8 protein-coding genes and 1 pseudogene are annotated in these 20,422 nt (G+C 64.1%); 3 read left to right on the top strand and 6 right to left on the bottom strand.

Annotated features, from left to right (window positions below):
• Positions 1 to 21: 21 nt before the first annotated feature.
• Entirely contained in the window at positions 22 to 5,730 is a 5,709-nt protein-coding gene (gene uvrA, locus BV071_RS17930) for an excinuclease ABC subunit UvrA (RefSeq protein WP_052573520.1), read from the bottom strand.
• A 96-nt stretch (positions 5,731 to 5,826) separates the two neighbouring features.
• A complete protein-coding gene (locus tag BV071_RS33215) occupies positions 5,827 to 7,704 on the bottom strand; it encodes an acetylxylan esterase (protein ID WP_052573519.1) in 1,878 nt (625 codons plus the stop codon).
• Positions 7,705 to 7,767: 63 nt separating this feature from the next.
• Between BV071_RS33215 and BV071_RS17920 the strand changes: the two genes are divergently transcribed.
• Positions 7,768 to 8,145 (top strand): hemin transporter, encoded by a 378-nt coding sequence (locus tag BV071_RS17920; protein WP_035610204.1) that lies wholly within the window; start codon positions 7,768 to 7,770, stop codon positions 8,143 to 8,145.
• A gap of 9 nt (positions 8,146 to 8,154) precedes the next feature.
• On the opposite strand, the gene BV071_RS33210 is transcribed toward BV071_RS17920, so the two are convergent.
• The 4 genes from BV071_RS33210 to BV071_RS33200 form a co-directional block, all read right to left on the bottom strand.
• Positions 8,155 to 11,298 (bottom strand): protein kinase, encoded by a 3,144-nt coding sequence (locus BV071_RS33210; RefSeq protein WP_052573518.1) that lies wholly within the window; start codon positions 11,296 to 11,298, stop codon positions 8,155 to 8,157.
• A gap of 251 nt (positions 11,299 to 11,549) precedes the next feature.
• A complete protein-coding gene (locus BV071_RS33205) occupies positions 11,550 to 14,366 on the bottom strand; it encodes a protein kinase (protein ID WP_052573517.1) in 2,817 nt (938 codons plus the stop codon).
• Between the two features lie 128 nt (positions 14,367 to 14,494).
• Positions 14,495 to 15,685: a serine/threonine-protein kinase gene (locus tag BV071_RS17905; RefSeq protein WP_052573516.1), complete on the bottom strand. Its 1,191-nt coding sequence runs from the start codon at positions 15,683 to 15,685 to the stop codon at positions 14,495 to 14,497.
• Positions 15,686 to 15,750: 65 nt separating this feature from the next.
• Positions 15,751 to 17,148, bottom strand: a complete 1,398-nt coding sequence (locus BV071_RS33200; protein WP_052573515.1) for a type II CAAX endopeptidase family protein — start codon at positions 17,146 to 17,148, stop codon at positions 15,751 to 15,753.
• Positions 17,149 to 17,680: 532 nt separating this feature from the next.
• Between BV071_RS33200 and BV071_RS17895 the strand changes: the two genes are divergently transcribed.
• Together BV071_RS17895 and BV071_RS17890 are read left to right on the top strand one after the other, a co-directional pair.
• Positions 17,681 to 19,915, top strand: coding sequence for a hypothetical protein (locus BV071_RS17895; protein ID WP_035610201.1), 2,235 nt, complete (start codon positions 17,681 to 17,683; stop codon positions 19,913 to 19,915).
• A gap of 44 nt (positions 19,916 to 19,959) precedes the next feature.
• Positions 19,960 to 20,422: pseudogene (locus BV071_RS17890) on the top strand (hypothetical protein); the annotation flags it as partial.

Genomic DNA, 20,422 nt, shown 5'->3' with positions numbered 1-20,422 from the left:
AGGCCGGTCACACTTGGTATGTCATGACTTGATCGCCAAGGCCGCCGCCAGGAAGGGCGCGGTGCGCGACTTCTTTGACTTCACCACAGTCTCCGGTGAACCTTCCGCCACAACGGTGCCGCCTTGGTCGCCGGCCTCCGGTCCCATGTCGAGGATCCAGTCGGCCTCGGCGGCGACGGCCATGTGGTGCTCGATGACGATGACCGTGTGGCCTTCATCAACCAAGCGATGGAGCACGTCGATCAGGCGCTTCACGTCTTCAAGGTGGAGGCCGACGGTCGGTTCCTCGATGAGGTAGAGATTGGCGCGGATGAGGGTCTTGAGGTTCTTCGTGGAGACGCGGCCCTTGGTGAGCTCAGTCACCAGCTTGATGCGCTGGGCCTCGCCGCCACTCAAGGTGGGTGAAGGTTGGCCGAGCTGCAGGTAGCCGAGGCCAGTGTCCGCCAGCAGCTTGAGCGGCGCGGCGATGCGCGGCTGAGATTCGAAGAACTCAGCGGCTTGCTCGATGGTCATGCGCAGCACCTCGCCGATGTTCTTCTCACGGAAGCGCACTTCGAGAGTGGCGGGGTTGTAACGCATTTCCGCGCAAGCCTCGCAGGGCACCCAGGTGCTGGGCAGGAAGTCCATCTCCAGCTTCACGCGGCCATTGCCCTCACAAACGGGACAGCGGCCATCGCCGGTATTGAAGGAGAAGCGCGAGGCCTCGTAGCCGCGCACGCGCGAGTCCGGGAGCTGGGCGAAGAGCTTGCGGATGTCATCGAAGACCTTCACGTAGGTCGCCGGGCAGGAGCGCGAGGTCTTGCCGATTGGCGATTGGTCGACCTCGTAGATCGATTGCAGCTTGTCGAAGCCCGAGGCCGAGCGCCATTTGCGGATCGAACTCTTCTTCTTGCCCTCGGCCTTGGCGTCCTTGGCCCGTGCGGCATCGGCGATGCAGGAGTGCATGAGCGTCGACTTGCCGGAGCCTGAAATGCCGGTGAGCACGGTGAGGCGACCGAGCGGAATGCTGACGTCGATGAACTTGAGGTTGTTCGCGCGGCAGCCTTCCACCTTCAGCAGCGGGTGATTCTTCGGCACCGCGCGGCGGCTGCCGCGGCTGGGGTGAATGATCGGATGCGAGAGCGCGCGGTAGGTGGGCGAGTTCTCGTATTCGGCAGGCGCTGCGCCCTTGGCCTTCTTGCCCTTGCCATTCGCGGAAGGCAGCTGCGGCGGCAGCCCTTGATAGACAACCTCGCCACCGAGGCGGCCTGCCCCGGGCCCGAGGTCGATCAGGTGATCCGCACGGGCAATCGTGTCTTCATCATGCTCGACGACGATGAGGCTGTTGCCGCGGTCGCGCAGGGCCACCAGGGTTTCTAACAGAGCGGCATTGTCGCGCGGATGGAGGCCGATGGTTGGCTCATCCAGCACGTAGAGCACGCCGCGGAGATTGGATCCGAGCTGGGCGGCGAGGCGGATGCGTTGGCTCTCGCCGCCGCTCAGGGTGCGCGCGGAGCGATCGAGCTGGAGATAGCCGAGACCGACCTCCTGCAGGAAGGCGAGGCGCTGCTTGATCTCCGGAAGGATGTCGCGGGCGATCAGGGCATTGCGGTCGCCGCTGATCTTGAGCTTGTCGAAATGAGTGGAGGCATGTTCCACCGGCAGGCGGGCGAGATCCTGGAGAGGTGTGCCCTGGAAACGCACCGCGCGGCCTTCCGGATTGAGGCGCGCACCGTGGCATTCCTTACATTCGACGAGTTCCTCGTCCTCCATGCGCTCGATCTTGCGGTCGGCATCCATCTCCGCTTCGAGAACGGATTCGTAACGCGAGGTATCGAGATGATGGCGGTGCTTCGGAACCATGCCATGGCCGCGGCACTCCGGGCACCAGCCGTGCGGCGAGTTGAAGGAGAAGAGCCGCGGGTCGAGTTCCTCGAAGGATCGATGACAGCTCGGGCAGCTCGCCTCGCTGGAGAGCAGCACGAACTTCTTGTCCGGGGTGAAGAGCTTCAGCGTGCCTTTGCCGATCTCCAGTGCGCGCGGGATGATGGTGGCGAGCGATTGGTCGCTGCCCTTTTTGGAGATCTCGGCGACGACGACATCGATGTCGTGTTCCTTGAAGCGCTCCAGGCGGGTGAAGCCTTCGGCGTCGCGGAATTGTTTGTCGACTAGTAGCTTGGTGAAGCCCTGCTTGAGGGCCCACTCGGCGACCTCGGTGTGATAGCCTTTCCGGCCCTTGATCACTGGTGCGAGAATCGAGACCGGGCCCTTCTTGAGGAGGTCGCGGATGCTTTTTTCAATCGCGGCGAGCGATTGCTTCTCCACCGGCACGCCGCAATCCGGGCAGTAGCGGGTGCCGAGCTTGGCGTATAGCAAGCGCACGAAGTTCCAGACTTCCGTGACAGTGGCGACGGTGGACTTCATGCCGCCCTGCGAGACGCGTTGCTCGATCGCCACGGTCGGCGGCAGGCCGGCGAGCGAGTCGAGTTCGGGCTTCTCCAGTTGCTCAGCAAATTGGCGGGCGTAGGCCGACATCGAATCCAAGAAACGCCGCTGGCCTTCGGCAAACAGGATGTCGAAAGCGAGGGTGGATTTGCCCGAGCCGCTGAGCCCCGAGACCACCACGAAGCGGTCGCGCGGGATATCAATCGAGATGTTCTTGAGGTTGTGCTCACGGGCACCGCGCAGGGCGATGACATTCGCTTGCTTGGCAATCGGGCGGGCGACGGCTTCTTCCTTGAGGCGTGTGGTCGCTGCGCTCTTCGGCTTGATGTGGGGCTCAAGGTAGCGCGAGGTCTCGGTGCCGAGCGAAACGATGTGCTCCGGAGTGCCTTGACCGACGATCTGGCCGCCCTGGGCGCCCGCTTCGGGGCCGAGGTCGATGATCCAGTCGGCGCACTTGATGACGTCGAGGTTGTGCTCGATCACCAGCAGGCTGTGGCCGGACTCGACCAAGCGCTGGAACACGCCTAACAGACGCTCGATGTCCGAGAAGTGCAGGCCGGTGGTCGGCTCGTCGAGGATCAGCAGCTTGGTGCCCTTCTTGCTGCTGTCCTTGCCCTTCGCTTCGGCGAGGAGCTGGCAGAGCTTGAGGCGTTGGGATTCACCGCCGGAAAGCGTGTTCAGCGGCTGGCCGAGCTTGAGGTAGCCGAGGCCGACTTCAGCCATGGGCTCCAGCAGCCTGCAGATCTGATCGTGGCGCTTGGCATGCGGCGAGGACAGCCCCTCGGTCTCGCCGTAGAAGGCGAGGGCTTCGCTGATCGAAAGGTCGAGGATGTCGGCGACCGACTTGCCGAGGTAGTGGATGTCGAGTGTCGAGGGCTTGTAGCGGCGGCCGTTGCAGTCCGGGCAGGTCACGTGCAGGTCCGAGAGGAACTGCATCTCCACCTTCTCGCTGCCGGCACCGGCGCAGCGGTCGCAGCGGCCTTCGCCGGAGTTAAAGGAGAAGAAGCCGGTACTCAAACCGCCCGCCTTGGCGTCATCCGTCTGGGCGAAGAGCTGGCGGATCGGATCGAAGGCACCGAGCAGCACCGCCGGAGTAGAGCGCGGGGTGCGGGCTAGCGGCGATTGGTCGACAAGCAGGACATCGCTCAAGTACTGCGTACCCCGTAGTTCCTTGACCGGTGCCGGATCGAGGTCCGACTCATCCTTGCGCAACTTGCGCGCGAGGTTGGCGTAGAGGACGTCGTGTGCGAGGGTCGACTTGCCCGAGCCGGAGACGCCAGTGAGGCAGGCGAAGACTCCCAGCGGCAGCTCGAAATCGAGCTTCTTGAGATTGTGGCGCGAGGCGCCGCGGATCTCGATCTTCCGGGAAGATGGCGCGCGACGCTTGGCTGGCAGCGGGATCGAGCGCTCGCCGCTGAGCCAGGGCAAGGTGCCGATGCCCGACTGGCCTTTCTTCGGCTTGATCGCACGACCTTCGTTGACGGGTCCCTGGAACACCAAGGTGCCGCCATATTCTCCGGCAGCCGGCCCGATATCGAGAAGCTGATCCGCGGCACGCATCACCGCTTCCTCGTGCTCCACGACGACGAGAGTGTTGCCCTTGTCGCGCAGGCCGTGCATCACGCCAACCAAGCGGTGGATGTCGCGTGCGTGGAGACCAACGGTCGGCTCATCGAGCACAAAGAGCGTATTCGTCAGTGAGGCGCCGAGGCAGGTGGTGAGGTTCACACGCTCGATTTCGCCACCGCTCAAGGTCCGCGCCGGGCGGTCGAGAGTGAGATAGCCAAGTCCAACTTCGTTCAGATAATGCAGTCGCGTTGTGATCTCGCTGAGGATCAGGTCGAGCGAGGCATCCGCCGCGCCGCGTGGGCCTCCCGCCGTGCGGATCGCGGGCGTTTGCTCGGTGAACCAAGCGCGGAGATCCGAGACCGGGAGGGTCCACAGCTCGGGCAGGGTCTTGTCATCGATCTTGAAGCACAGCGCCTCCGGCTGCAGGCGGCGGCCGCGGCAAGTGCCGCAGGTGGTGTAGGAACGGTAACGGCTGAGGAAGATGCGGACGTGCATCTTGTAGGACTTGGTCTCCAGCCAATCGAAGAAGCCCTTCACGCCATACCACCCGCCTGATTTCCACAGCTCCTCGAGCGATTCCAGATCGACGGTGGAGCCGCCGTTCGCGTCGCGCAAATTACGATCGCCGTAGTAGATCCACTCGCGGGTGGCCTCGTCGAGGTCTTCCCAGGCGGTGTTGATGTCGACCTTGCGCTCCTTGCAGCAGCGCAGCAGGTCGCGCTGGCACTCCTCGCCGCGCTCGCCTTGGAAGGGCTTGATCACGCCTCCCCGGATGCTCAGCGAGGGATCCGGCACCGCGCGGTCCAAGTCCAAGCCGATGACCCGGCCGAAGCCGCGGCACTTCGGGCAAGCCCCGAGAGGATTGTTGAAGGAGAACAGCGCGGGCGAAGGCGCGCGCAGCGAATTGCCGGTGTGCGGGTTCGTCCAGGTCGAGGAGAACAGCCGCGCCTCATACTTCGCTGCGGTCTTGCCCTTCGCCTTCGGCGTGTAGGAAAGCGAGACGAGGCCCTTGCCTAGAGTGAAGGCATGTTCCAGCGCCTCTAACAGGCGGCTGCGGTTCTCCTTGGTCACCGGCAGGCGGTCTTGGATGACGGCGATCTTGGAGCGAAGCTTGGAGATCTCGGCCTTTGGCTGCTCGTCGGTGCGGTAGATCTCGTCGCCCACCAGCACGCGGAGGTAGCCCTGCTGCTGAAGGAAGGGGAAAAGCTCCTCGCTCTTGGTCTCCGCAGGGATTGCGACCGGGAAAGTGACCAGGATCTGCTCGCCCGGCAGATTCTCATAAGCCCAGGCGGCGGCGGACTCCGGCGAATCCGGCCGGATCTCCTCACCAGTATCCGGGTCATAGCCGCGGGCCGAGCGGGCGTAGAGCAGCTTCAGGTAGTCATTGATCTCCGTGAGGGTGCCGACCGTGGAGCGCGTGGTGCGGATGTTGTTCTTCTGCTCGATCGCGATCGCCGGCGGGATGCCATCGATGTGATCGACCACCGGCTTGTCCATGCGGTCGAAGAACTGCCGGACGTACGGCGAGAAGGTCTCCACATAGCGCCGCTGCCCTTCGGCATAGAGCGTGTGGAAGGCCAGCGAGGACTTGCCCGAACCGGATGGCCCGGTAACCACCGTGAGCTGACCCAGCGGAATATCGAGATCCAGCCCCTTCAGATTGTGCTGACGGGCACCGCGGATACGGATCGAGGCGGGTGCGGCGGGGGGCGGGGACGAGGACTTCTTCGCGGGCACGGGCGGAGGGTAGGCGGGAAGTGCCGGTCCGCTAGTAGAGTTTTTGAACAGTGTGGAAACTACGTAATTGAAAAGCCGTTTCGCGGAAATTCCGGCTTATAGTTCCGCCACCCACTTGAGAATTTCCTCCTGCGTCATCCGTCCCTTCACGATGGTGAGCTGCTTTTCCTGCCCCACTGCCCGGTAGGCAGTCTCGATATCAGCGGTCGGGAATTGGCCGTCCGTATTGAATAGAAGCAGGGGCCGGGGAGCCGCCAGCAGGGCACCACAGGAGAAAGTCCCTATGCCTCTCAGCCCCGGCGCGAAGAATCCGGGAGAGATCAGCTCCTCATCGCCCGCGAAACTGCGGCCACCGCAGTCCACTGCCACGGCATCAGCCACCGGCGCGGCCAACAAGGCTGGTATGCCAGCGCGACCGCGGCCGACCAAGACGATGCGCTTTACCTGAGGAACCTCGCGCAGGCCTTGGCAGAGCTCGATCTGTCCTGAAACAAGCCCCTGCAAAGCCGAGCGATTGTAGGTAGAGAAGAAGGCGGAGAATTCGTCCGCTTTCGGATCGGGAGCGGAAGTTTTTACCTTAACGAGGGAAGTTTGGCCGGAATGCTCGAATTCCGGAACCCCCTTCGCTTCCTCGCCTTCCACCACTTCAAAGGACACCACCACATTTTCCTTCAGAGGAGACTCTACGGCTCGCTTGCTCTCACGGAGATCGGGAGCCCAATCGGTTTGCAAGGTATGCCGCCACGCTGGCAGCATCGTTTTCTTGAAGCGCTCCAAGCCCGCGGCATCAGTGGGCACCAACTTCTGCCACTGCTGTTTCCGCTCTTCCTTCCGCGCGGCGATGAACTGCTCCATCGTCAGCGCATCGGCAGGCAGCTTGCCATCGGGGAAGACGCGGAGGTCTTCATCCGGCAGCTTCTTGTAAGGCTGCTCCTTCAGCAGCGCAGGATCCGGCTTCTCTAACAGACGGTGCCCGAGCCAATCGTAAACCGCCTCGCGGCTGGTCTGGTTGTAGTTGTGGCCGAAGTTGAAGCGTTCCGCCTTGAAGCGATCCTCCACGCCCAAGAGCTTGTAGATCCCCGCAATCGCCGGACCCTCCACCTCCATGGTCGTCTTGGTCCAGTCGCCCGTGGCTCCAACAATGAGTTGCGGGCGCGGTGCGGCTGCGGCAGCGATCTCCATGTTCGAGTAGTCGATCCGCAGGCCTGGCGCATTCTCGCAATTGCAGCCGCCCTGCATGCTGTGGCTGACCATCACCACCGGCACCTGCGCGGCAAGGCGGCCATCGATGGCACCGAGGATAAAGGTTTGCGTGCCGCCGCCGGATTCTCCGGTGCAGGCGAGGCGCTTGCGATCCACATCCGGCAAGCCCTCCAGGAAATCGAGCGCGCGGATGCTGTTCCAAGTCTGGAGGCCCATCTCATTGATGTTCCATAGCTGGTCCGTGGGCTGAGTACCGTAGCCGCGGTGAACCTTCTTCGGATCACCGCCGGCGAAGCCGGTGTCATTGTAGCCCACCATGTCGTACGAGAACGCGATCATCCCTTGTCGCGCGAAGCTGATGCAGCGCGCGCGGATGCTCCCGGCTTCCTCATCCGCCATCCGTCCATTTTCCCAATGGCCATGCGGATTGAGAATCGCGGGAAAAGGACCCGCGCCCTTGCCAAGGGGCCGATAGAGATTTCCGCCCAGATAGAAGCCGGGATAGGGCTGAAAGTGGACCTTCTCCACCGTGTAGCCGTCGCACTCCAGCTTCCCGAAAACCGTGGCCTTCAGCGGCGTCTTCTCCGGCAGCGGCCAGAGTCCGCAGCTCACCAGGATCTGCTCGCGGATCTCGGTGGCGCGGGCCTCCCATGCGGCCCGGGATTCGATCGTGGGGAACTCGCGCGGCGTATTGAGGGTGCGCGGCGCGGTCTCTTCCGCCATCGATCCGAGCGGGAGCAACGCAATGAGGAAGGCGGGAAGTACGCGCATCACCCAGCTGTAACGTCCATTCCCGCGCTTGCCTATCCCGCAATCCGCTGCGATGACGCCGCCATGGAATCCATGGAAGAAATCGTCGCGCGCGAAGTCGGCGCGGAAGGCCTGGCCGCGATGGTCGCCGGCTTCTACCGCCGCGTGCGGACCGATGACCTGCTCGGCCCGCTCTATCCCGAGGCCGACTTCGAAGGCGCGGAGCAGCGGCTGCGTGAATTCCTGCAGTTCCGCTTCCTCGGCAACGAGACCTACATCGAGAACCGCGGCCACCCGCGCCTGCGGATGCGCCACTTCCCCTTTGTCATCGGCGAGGCCCAGCGCGACCGCTGGGTCGAACTGATGGAAGCGGCGATGGACGAGTGCGGGATTGCGGGCAATGCCCGCGCCGTCATCTCGCCCTTCTTCGCGCAAGTGGCGGACGCCATGCGCAACCGCTGAGCACCTCCATCAGCCGCGCGGGATCCGCTTGCCGTTGATCGTCTCGCCGTTGTTGTTCGTGCCCTTGAAACTATCGTCGTCGCCCTTGAGCGTGATCTTGTCCTCGTATCCAGACTTCCACTTCACGGTGTAGGAGCGGACTTCGTCGTCGGTGGAAGTAAGAGTCCAAGTGCCCGAGTCATTGCCCTTGCGGACCGTGTGATCGTCGCGGAAGACGCAGTAGCTCGGGTTCCACGCCCAGCCATCGACGATCGGGTCCTTGCCCTTGACGATGCGCCAAGCGGTGACCTTGTCGCCGACGTTGTTCTTGCCGGTCATTTCCATGCCATCGGAGGAGAGCGTCAGTGTCTCGGTGAACTCGCCGTTCTGCCAAGTGAAGGTGTAGCGCGCATCGTCGCCATCGACTGCCACCCAGCGGCCCTTGTGCCCCGCCTTCTCAGCCTGGGCCTTGCCGCTCTCTTCGATGGTCACGATGTCCTTGGACATCCAGACCCAACGGCCGGCCATCGAAGTGTTGCCGACGGCGCCGGACTTGCCGGAGGACAGAGAGGAAATGGTCGTGCTGGCGGTGCGATTGTTCGCCGATTCTTCCTTGCTGCTGCCACCAAGCATTGCGTCCAGCCACTCCTTGAGGTTCGCAGCGTCGGCGGCGCGGCCTTCCGCCACCTTCGCACCCTTGGCATCGCCATCGCTGGCCAGCTTCTTGGCAAGATCCGCCATGCGGGTGGCATAGGGCGTACGGATCTTGTCCGCCTTGCCTTCGAAAGCCGCATCGATGGTCTTCTGCTTGGCCAGGCTGTATTCGCTGATCTTGGCCATGTTCTGGGACAGGCGGATGCCGCTGGCAGCGTCCACGCCGTTGGGCACGCGGTTGTCCTTCACCAGCGCCTTGAGCATCGAGATATCGCGGTTCCAGGTGGACTGCTCGTTCTTGCTGAGATTCTTGTGCCAGCCATCGAGGTCCCAGGCGAAGGTCTTGGCATTGGTGGCAAGGTCCTTGTCGCGATCCTGGACGAGTTTCGCCAGCAACTCCTTGGCCTTGTTTTCCAGATCGGCCACTGCCGCCGGCACGTTCTCCGGCTTGCCCGGATCCGCCTTGTCATCGCCCGGAGCAACATCCCATTCGACCACAAATCCGGAAGCCGGGTCGCCGGAGTAGGCGCTGAGCCAATCGCCGTTCGGGCCGATCTTCAGCACGCCGCCATGATTGGTGGGCTGGGCTTCATCCCGCCAGCGGGTGTAATCCAGCGCCTCGCCATTCATCCAGACCCACTTGTCATCCTGGCGCACCGCCCCGGCCCAGAGACCGTCCTTGATGCCATCCTGCGGCAGGTGGTCGGCCAGCCATTGGGTCTTCTCCTCGGTATCGAGGAAGATGAGATGTCCGCCGGCTTTCCCGGCCATCTCGCCAGCCTTCTGGATGCTGCTCGTCCCCATGGCGAGGAAGACATAGTGGCCCTTGTATTCGATCGTGCCCGGCGGGAAAACCGGATTGCCATCCTCGATCGATTTCCCGACCCGGCCAAGCACCAGCGGCAGCGCCGCGGAATTCATCCCATCCGCTTCCCACTGGATCGCGAAAGGATAGCGGTCCGCTGCGTCGCGGGCATGCAGCGCCGATTTCGCATCGACGATCGCGTAGGCACCCTTGCCCTCCGGCTTTTCGTCGAGGTGCCAGGCGGCACCGTCAATCCACGACCAAGAGTCAGCGGCACTGCCGGCACCGATCCACAGGCCGGCCTCCGCACCCGCTTCCGCGTTGGGCGTCAGCATCGACACCTGCTCAAGCTGCTTCTGATCCTCCGCGACGAAGAGATGCGCCCCGTGTTTCTCGGCGAAGGCCTGCGCGGCGAGCCAAGTCATCGGCGTGGGAATCACCATGAAGTGGGTCGCACCCAGCTTCACCGTGCCTTCCGGCATTTTTTCGCGCTTACCGGCGACCAGATCCCAGCGCAGCTTCTCCAGTGATTCGAGCGAACCACCTGAAGCCGTGGCATCATTGGCATTCGGCAGGCCGCCCTTGCCAGTCGTTGCCTTGTCCGGGGTCTTGGTGCTGGCGTCCTTGGCCACTTGATCGGCGGCTTGCTTGCGGGCATCCGCCTGGGCCTTGGCGGCGGCTTCCTCCTTTGCCTTCTCACCCGCCTGGAACTTCGACCAGCCGATCGCGCCAATCGCAATCGCGGCGGCCAGCATCAGCAGGCCCTTGGCCATGCCACCCGAGCCACCGCTGTTCGAAGCGGAATACTGCTGGCGCGCGGGAGCGGCACCCGCGACCTTGCGCATCCCCGCGGGACGGCGCGGCGGGCCAGCCGGCGGCGCGTAAGCATGAGCGGCCGCTGCAGGCGCGGACGCCTTGCGCAGCCACGCCTCAAGATCCGCGGACATCTGTTCCGCGCTCTGATAGCGCAGCGCGGCGTTCGGATGCATCGCCTTGTCGCAGATGCGGTCGAGGGCGACGTCACAGCCGCAGACGGTCGAGGCCGGCGGCTGGTAGTTGTTGAAGGGCGGGCAGCGCCCGATCAGCAGCTCATAGAGCACCACGCCGAGGGCAAAGAGATCGGAGCGGCGGTCCGCCTTTTCCGGGTGGGTCAGCACCTCCGGGGCTACGTAGCCGGGCGTGCCCATGACCACGCCGGAGCCCGCCACATCGGCCGGGCGTGCCAGACCGAAGTCACCGATCTTCGGCACCACCTTCTCATTGAGCAGGATGTTCGCGGGCTTGATGTCGCGGTGGATCACGCCGTTTTCGTGGGCGTGGGCCAGACCATCGCAGATCCCCTTCACGATCGTGACCGCCTGCACCGGGTCCACCTGCATGTTGTAGGCGGAGTGGAACAGCGATTTGCCGTTCACGAACTCCATGACGATGTACGGCATGCCGTCCACGTCGCCGTAGTCATACACGCCGATCAGGTTCGGGTGATTGAGGCGGGCCATCGCCTTCGCCTCGGTCTCGAAAGACAGGTGGAACTCAGGATCCTCCCCGAGTTCGCGGGGCAGGATCTTGATCGCGACGTCGCGATCAAGGCTGCGCTGCCGCGCCTTGTAGACGGCACCCATGCCGCCTTGGGCAATGAAAGCCTCGAAGTCATAGGCCGGAAGCAACTCGGCCAGGAGCTCGAAGGAGGGAGCTTCAAACGATTCTGCACTCATGGAAAAACGTGTGGCGACTTAACAAGAAACCCGGGGATTGGCGATTGGAACAAATGCCGCAAATTCGTAACGATGCATAACCCCGCAATATTCATGAAGTTTTGCGGACGACCCTTACTTAGACACCGCCGAACACGATTTCTTGGCGCGCGACGGTAATTTTCACGTAAAGTTCATCGAACAGCGGACTCCCCTCGCCTCCCGGCGGGGGCGCGGGTTTTGCTATCATCAGCGCTACAAAAGATAGCTTTTTATTCGGCGGGCAAAAAATCCTCGGGACCCACCTTGGCGTTCTCGCCCCAGTGCTTGCTGCCGCGGACGCCATTCATCTCGTAGGTCACCGTCAGGCGCTTGTTCCAGCCGGGGTTCGGATCCTTCTTCAGTTCGCCCGGGCCGACGTGGAAGGCGCGGTGCTCTTCCACGAGGAGTTCCCGGACCCGCTCCGTGACATCGGCGCTTTTGTCCCAAGTCGCATAGGTCGCGGAAATAATCCGGAAGCCCCCGGCCTGCAGTTGCTTGGTGCCCTGCACGCCGAAACCCTCCAGCCACGGCTCCATCTTGTTGGCGATCTCGATACGGCGCTGGATGGCCGCTGCCAGGTCCGGGGCGGCCCCGTCGCGGGCCGCCATCATGCGCGTGACATAAGAGTCACGGATCTTGATTGCCTTGGAATCGAAGTCGGCGTCGATCGCCGCCTGCTTCTCCGTGCAGTAGGTGGCGATCTTGGACATCGGCTGGGACATCCTGAAGCCGTTCCCGAGCTTCTGCGGAATCCGGTTCTTGCGGACCGCTTGCTTGAGCAAGTTCACATCGCGCCGCCAGGCGTTGACCTCGTTTTTGCTGAGGTTGCTGAGCCAGTTGTCCAACTCCCAGTTGAGGTTCTTGACGTTCGCGGCGAGGCCCTTGTCGCGCTCCTTGGCTAGGTCCTCGAGCAGTTGCTTGGCCTTTGCCTCCAGCTCTAGCAGTGCGGGCGGAAGCTCCACCTCAGGGGCCTTGGGGGTCTCCTCCTGGGCGTGGGCAGCGCCGGAAGCGAGGGCTTTCCCCGCGGCCGGCCATTCGATGATGAAGCCCGCCGCCGTGGTATCCGCGGCATCACCCGCCCAAGCTTGGCCGGGGATCAGCTTGAGCTTGTCGCCGGGGCCTTCACTCGCGGAGTCATCGATCCAGCGCGTGTACTCCCATGGCTCGCCAGTGGCCCATGCCCACGCCCCCTCCGCACGGGTGCCGCCGAGCCAGAAGCCGTCACTACCGGAATCGTCGGCGGGCAACTTCTTCGCGAGCCACTCATCCAGTTCCTTGGTGGCGGGGGCCATCAGCTTGCCGCCCGCGCTGGCAGCAAGTTCGGCGGCCTGACCATAGCTCATCGGGGCGGTGGCGATGAAGATCCGGCTGCCTTCGTGCTCCAAGGTTCCGGGCGGATAGAGCGGTGTGCCCGCGTTGATCGCATCACCGGTGCGGGCCAGCATCTCGGCGAGTGCCGCGGGATTCTTGCCGTCTTCCCGCCATTGCATCGCGAAGGGATAGCGATCGTTCGCCTCGCGGGCCCGCAGCTCACCTTTGCCATCGAGAATCACGTAGCTGCCCGCGCCTTCCGGTTTCATCTCGGCTTGCCACGGCGAGCCATCGACCCAGGACCACTGGTACTTCACTCCCGCGCTGCCCGCGCCGAGCCATACGCCTGTCTCCGCACCATCTACGCCCGCCGGCATCAGCAGCGTGAGCTTCTCCAAGTCCGTGGCCGTCTTCGCGACGAAGAGATGCGCTCCGTACTCCGCGGCAAAGGCGGAAGCCGCGCCCCAGGACATTGGCTGCGGCATCACCATGAAATAGCCATCTCCCAGCTTCACGCTGCCCGCCGGCATCTCCGCGCGGTCACCGGCCACCAGTGCCGACTTCAGCCGCGCCAGGGATTCAAGCGTGCGCTCGCCGCGGGGTGCCGGCACCCGCTCCGGCGCGGATTTCTCCGGCGGAGTGTCTTGGCTCACCGGTGCTTCCGGAGTCTTCTCAGCGACCTGCTGCGGAGGCGGCGTCTGCGTCTGCGCTTTCCGGAGCGCATCCTCCTTCGCCCGCTGGCTGTCGCTGAACTTCGTCCAGCCGACGGCGGCGACCACGATCGCCGCGGCCAACATGACCATGCCCTTGACCGCAGCGGATGAAGAAGCGCGGCGCCGGCTCTCCCGGGAGAAACCCGCGGTCGGCGGCACAATCGGACGTGGACCGCCAAATGCCCGCGCCGCTGGCGATGCCGCGGCCTGAGCTCCCGAAGCGTGATGCCGCAACCACCCGTCCAGCGCCGCGGACATCTCCTCCGCGGTCTGGTAGCGCAATTCTGCGAGCGGGTTCATCGCCTTCTCGCAGATGCGGTCGAGCGCGGGATCGCAACTGCACAGCGTGGACGCCGGTGGGGTGCTGTCGTACGGCGGATGCTTGCCGACCAGCAGCTCATAAAGCACGACTCCCAGCGCGAAGAGATCCGAGCGGCGGTCCGCCTTCTCCGGATGATGGATCACCTCCCGCGCGACATAGCCGGGAGTCCCCATCGCCAGACCCTCGCCATCGGTATCGAGAGGGCGGGCCAAGCCGAAGTCGCCGATCTTCGGCACCGCGCGCGGCGTGAGGAGAATATTGGCCGGCTTGATGTCACGGTGGATCACACCGTTCTCATGCGCGTGGGCCAGGCCATCACAGATGCCCTTCACGATTCCCACCGCTTGGGCGGGCTCGACCTTCAGATTGACCGCGGAGTGGTAGAGCGACTTGCCGTTCACGTACTCCATGACGATGTACGGCATGCCCGCCACCTCGCCGTAGTCGTAGACCGCGATCAGGTTCGGGTGATTGAGGCGGGCCATCGCCTTCGCCTCGGTCTCGAAGGAAGCGAGGAACTGCGGGTCCGCACCGAATTCGCGTGGCAGGATCTTGATCGCCACATCCCGGTCCAGGCTGCGCTGGCAGGCCTTGTACACGGCTCCCATGCCGCCCTTGGCGATCAGCAACTGGACTTCGTAGGCCGGAAGCATCCCGCCCAGAACATCGACTTCGGGAGCTTCAAAGAAATCTGCACTCATGGAGGAACCCCGCCGGGGCAGGTATCAGAAAAGCCCCGGCCTGGCTATTGGAACCCCTTTAGCCGGGAAACCGCGTGCACGGTTTTGCAAAAACGCGCAGCGCAGCGCAGCCCCCGGGCAGAAACGCATCACTCCTTCGGCGGCGTCGCGGGAGCCGGGCTCTCTCCCGGCTTGGGTGCCGGTGTCGGCGGCGTGCCCGCAGCCGGCGCGGGTGCCGGAGGAGTCTTGCCCCCCGGAGCCGGATCCACCTGCTCTTCCTTCGCGGGCGGCGGGGCGTTCTTCTCCTTCTTCACCTCGTCGAACTTCTTCCAAAGGAAATACACCGCGATCAGGACGACGATGACGATCAGGATATGCTGCAGCATGCCCCAGTCGGTCTCGTTCTTCTTGCGGCGCTGCTGCACGACCACCGGGGCCGGACCCGGGCGGCGGCGCGGGGCCGTATGCGCGATCGGGGCGGCACCAACCTGCTGGCGGCGGACCGGCGGCTTCTGCATCGTGCGCAGCGGCGTGCCTTCCGGCTCCTTGTTCGCCCAAGTGGCCAGGTCCAGAGACATCTCCTCCGCGGTCGCATAGCGGCGGTCCGGGTTGATATCGGTGGCCTTCTGGAAAATCGCGTCGAGCCGCTTGTCGCAATTCACGATCGCCGACGGCAGGTCCGAGGTTTCCTCGGGGCGCTGGCCGGTCATCAACTCGTAGAGGATCACGCCCACCGCGAAGATATCCGTGCGGCGGTCGCTGTGCTCGGGATTGTCGTAGATCTCCGGCGCGGTGTAGCCGGGCGTGCCCATGATCAGGCCGGGACCCTCCGCCCAATGGGGCCGGGCGAGGCCGAAGTCGCCGATCTTCGGGATGATCTTCTCGTTGAGCAGGATGTTCGCCGGCTTGATATCGCGGTGGATCACCCCGTTCTCATGCGCGTGGGCCAGTCCATCGCAGATGCCCTTCACGATCGCGGCGGCCTGCTCTGGATCCACCGCCATGTTGTAGGCGGAGTGGTAGAGCGACTTGCCGTTCACATACTCCATCACGATGTAGAGCATGCCGTCGATCGCACCGAAGTCGTACACCCCGATCAGATTCGGGTGATTCAGGCGGCCCATCGCCTTGGCTTCCGTCTCGAAGGACTGGCGGAAATCCGGGTCATCACCCAGTTCGCGCGGCAGCACCTTCACCGCCACATCACGGTCCAGGGCCCGTTGCTTGGCCTTGTACACCGCTCCCATGCCTCCTTGGGCAATGAAGGCCGTGAACTCGTAGGCCGGCAGCAGCTCGGAAAGAGCTTCCAAGGTCGGGGCTTCAAAGGACTGAGAACTCATCGTGGGTTGCTCAGGGGATAACGCGCAAAATCCGGTTTGGCCAGAGGAAGGATGGCCTAGCGATCTTACAGCGGCGCGTGGTACACGATCCACTCCGGCACCTTGATCGCGAAATTGTAGAGCACGTGCAGCATGATCGCCGTCGCCAGATTGCCCGTCGCCGCGAAGCAGAGGGCGCAGGCGATGCCGACGAAGCCGACCGAGAGCAGGCCATACTCATCGTAGAAGTGCACGAGCGCGAAGACCAGAGCTGAAAACAGGGTGGCGGCGGGCACCCGCAGCTTGTTGGCCAGCGAGCGGAACAGGACTCCGCGGTAGAGGATTTCCTCTGCCACCGGAGCTGCCAGGCAGGCCGAAATCAGCGCCAGGCCCAAGCCCCACCAGCCTGCTTCCTCGCCGCTCAGACCGCCGGTAGGATCGAGTTGGATCTTGTTTGCGAGGAGGTATTTCAGCGCGTAGTCGACGCCGGTGAGCAGCGCGAAGGTGCCCAAGATCAGGAACAGGTCTGGCTTCGCAAAGAGTCCGAGGCGGCCGGTGGCATGGCCGCCCTTGCGGAACAGGAAGCCCAAGGCGACCAGCGCGGGCAGCAGCCGGGTAGCCGCATCCAGGACCGCTAGCACCGGCGGCTCGAGGTAGATGACCTGCCCGGTGATCTGGCCGGAAATGACGCCGTTCAGCACCATCTGGAAACCGATCGAGGCCAGGTAGGCGAGGAAGAAAATGGCCAGCCCCACCCCCATCGGCCAGCGCCCGACATAGCCGCCGGTCCGCGACCTCATCGCCCGCCCGAAGGCCGCCAAAGTCCGCGGCAGGAAGAGCAGGCCCACCCCGGCGAAAACCCAGACCATCCCGCGCGCCACTGTCGCCCGCAGCACCAGCTCGCGGTTGCGTGAGTCTTCCTCCGCCGTCTCCGGCTTCAGCCCGATCTCGGTCGCTCCGCGGTTGCCGAAAGCGACCAGATAACGGCGGTCCCACCAGCTATCGCGGCCATCTGCCACCCGTGCGATGATGATTCGCGGGTCGGGCGGGCCCGGCAGCCGCGGATCCACAAAAGGACCCATCACGGGATCCTGATCCTGGCGGATCGCGTTGAGAATCGCGAGGGCATAGCCGCCTTCCACATCCAGCGCATTCTCGGTCCCGAGCGTAGCCAAGGAGTGGACCGAGGTATCCAAGGTCGCCTTCAGGTCATGGATTCCCAAAGCCGCCCGGACCAGCGGCGGGAAATCCGTGGTGGACTCCGCAATCCGCAGGTCGCGGTCGATCTTGATCAGCGCCATCCGGCAGGATTCCTCCCCATAGCGGGGCTCATCTGCCGGGCGTTGCGCAAAGTGGTTGTCCCAAAGCCACACCCCCATGAGGAACATCAAAAGCGCCAGCACCGGCTCCGGCACACGCCGGCGCAGGATCTGTCGGTAGGGGTTGGCCGCCTTTTTTGCCTCTTGCGCTTCGATGCGCGGCATTATCGGGGTTTTTTAAAAAAACCGCAAGCTTCTCCGACATTCATGGGATATTAAGTAAAAAGCCCGAAGGCGGGGCGGCCGGTCAGGTGGGCCTTTCCCCGACTTTAGCGGGCTACGGCCGTGAAGATTCGGTGAAAATATCGTTACGTCGGGGCGCATGGTGAGGGCCGCAATCCTTCCCGCGCCTACATCTGCGCTGTCCTCTGCCCCTTCAAGGGTCGCGACCCGCTCCCCGCTGCGGCGTTTCGGACTTTCGCTTTCTAACGACTGTGTTATCTCGTCACCGCGCTAATGCCCGCTGAGTTATCTCACCCGGGTTCACCCCCTCGGCACCATGTCCAGAACCCTTCTCCTCCTCGCCCTTGGGCGAGGATCATTCCGGCAAGGATTGAGGCCCGCTTGCTCCGCCGCCTGCGCCTGCGCGTGGCTCGCGGCCAGTTCAATCCTCCCGGCTCAAGGGCCTTCATCCGCCTCGATGTGAAGTGAGGGACAGAAGCCAAGTTCCATTTCCAAAACTACTCCTCCAGGCACCATGATCAAAACCCTTGTTACCTTGAGCCGTGGATCATCCCGGCAAGCTGGCGGGGCCTTCACTGGCCTCCGCACTTCCCTCGCAGCGAAGCTCCCTCCCCTCGCGGTCTATGCCTGCGCCTGCTTCGCCGCTTCCATCAGCGGATCCCATGCCGTCACCACCGGCGACTGGGTAAGCTCAAGCTACCAGGAGATAGTGGTTCCGGACAACATCGCCCTTCCCTATCGCGACATCACCGCGATTTCCGGAGGAGATCTCCACACGGTGGCTCTCAGGCAGGGCGGCAAGGTCATGGCCTGGGGTCCCGGATACGACGGCCAACTGGATGTGCCGGCCGCCGCGAACAGCGGGGTCACCGCCATCTCCGCCGGCTACAAGCACAGCCTGGCCCTCAAGCAGGACGGTAGCGTCTTGGCCTGGGGTCTGAACACCTCTGGTCAGACCACGGTGCCGGTGGCGGCGCAGAGTGGTGTGATTGCGGTCGCCGCGGGCGGCCGTCACTCCCTCGCCTTGAAACAGGATGGTAGCGTCGTGGCCTGGGGCCAAGTTTACAGCACAACACCACCACCGGTCCCGCCCGAAGCGCAGAGCGGCGTCATCGCAATCCTGGCAGGCGGGGATACGAGCTGGGCACTCAAGCAAGATGGCAGCGTCGTGAGTTGGTCCAACGGGGCGGCGTCCACCATTCAAACCGGCGTGGCCGCGATGGCCACGGGCCATCAGCACCAGGTCTTCCTCAAGCAAGACGGCACGGTCGCGATCCAAGGATTCTATCTCTACGGCACGGGCCAGCAGACGCCGGCCACTGTGCCGGCGGAAGCCCAGAGCGGCGTCATCGCCGTCGCTGCAGGTGGCCAGCATACGCTCGCCCTCAAGCAGAACGGCAGCGTCGTCGCTTGGGGCTACGGTCCCGGCAACAGTGTGCCGACAGCGGCGCAGAGCGGCGTGATCGCCATCGCCGCGGGCCGCGAACACTCCTTGGCCCTCAAGCAGGACGGCAGCGTCGTCGTTTGGGGAACATACAGCGACTCCGCCGGATCCTCCGGGACACCAGCCGCTATGCCGGCGGCCATCCGGAGCAGCGTCACCGACATCGCCGCGGGCTTTGGCTTCGACTTGGCCCTCAAGCAGGATGGCGGCGTGGTGGCCTGGGGCAAGAGCAGCTACGGCCTGACCACCGTGCCAGCGGGGGCGCAGAGCGGTGTGACCGCCATCGCCGCAGGTGGCGATCACGCGGTGGCCCGCAGGCAGGACGGCAGCATCGTGGCTTGGGGCCTATACGGCCAGAACGCGGTGCCAGTGGCGGCGCAGAGTGGCGTGACCGCCATCGCCGCAGGCTATGCCCACACCGTGGCCCTCACGCAGGCTGGCAAAGTCGTGGCTTGGGGTAGCAATTCCGCCGGCCAGACCACGGTACCGGCAGAGGCAGAGAGCGGCATCACCGCCATCGCCGCAGGCAACTCCACCACGGTCGCTCTCACGCAGGCCGGCAAGGTCCTGGCATGGGGAGACAATTTTCACGGTCAGGTCACGGTACCGGCAGCGGCGGAAAGCGGGGTCATGGCCATCGCAGCAGGTAGCAATCTCACTGCCGCCCTCAAGCGGGATGGCAGTGTGGTAGCCTGGGGCAAGCCGTACGACGGCCAAGCCTTTGTGGACGTCACGGTGCCGGTCGCGGCCCAGAGCGGAGTCATCGCCATTACCGCCGGGGGAGATCACATCGTGGCGCTCAAGCAGGATGGCAGCGTGGTGGCCTGGGGTTACAATGGCAATGGCGCGACCGTAGTGCCAGCGGACGCTCTCAACGGTGTCAGTGAAATGGTGTCGAACTCCTTCGACCGCGCGACCTTCTATCATCTCGGCACACCCCCGCCGCTGGATCAGGATGGGGATGGCCTGAGTGACGCCGCGGAAATCCAGATGGCGGCGCTCGGATTCGATCCTCAAGTGAACCAAGCGGCGCTGGTCAGCGCGCTGATCACCGGGGCGCCCAGCGCAGGTCTCTACACCGCAGCGCAGATCCAAGCGCTGCATCCCGGCAAGACCCTCATTCCCCGCAATCCGGCCACTGGCAAGGTCAAGCTGACCCTCGACTGGCAGAAGTCGACGAATCTAACAAGTTACTCGGACTTCCCCGCCAGCCCGGCAGGGGTCTCGGTGAATGGCGCGGGCGACATCGAGTTCGAGTTCAGCCCAACGGATGCCGCGGCCTTCTTCCGGCTGGATGCGCATTAAACGAGACGAGCCGCTTCTTCTCTAAAACCAACTCCTCTGGTATCATGAACAAAGAGCCATTCGCATCCCGCCGCGGGATTTTCTTCGCTCTGAAATTCCGTCACCTCGCGATCGTCGCTTTCACCTGCTTCGCCGTCGCAAAGGCCGGAGCCGCCGGGACTGAAGGCGGCACCTGGGTGTTCTCCGGCACCTCTTATGCCCCGATCCCGGGTGAACTCACCACCCCTGCCGTCCCTTTCACCAAGGTCGCGGGAGGCAGATACCACTCGGTGGCCCTCCAGCAGGACGGCAGTGTGGTGGCTTGGGGGGACAACGTTTACGGCCAGTGCACGGTGCCGGTGGCGGCACGGAGCGGTGTCACGGCCATCGCCACGACCGGCGACCACAGCCTGGCGCTCAAGCAGGATGGGAACGTGGTGGCTTGGGGAACCAACGCATATGGCCAGTGCACGGTGCCGGCGGCGGCGCAGAGCGGCGTGACCGCCATCGCCGCGGGCTATCAACACA

This window comes from Haloferula sp. BvORR071, assembly GCF_000739615.1.
Classification (GTDB): Bacteria; Verrucomicrobiota; Verrucomicrobiia; order Verrucomicrobiales; family Akkermansiaceae; genus Haloferula.
This window is presented reverse-complemented; position numbering and strand designations above follow the sequence as displayed.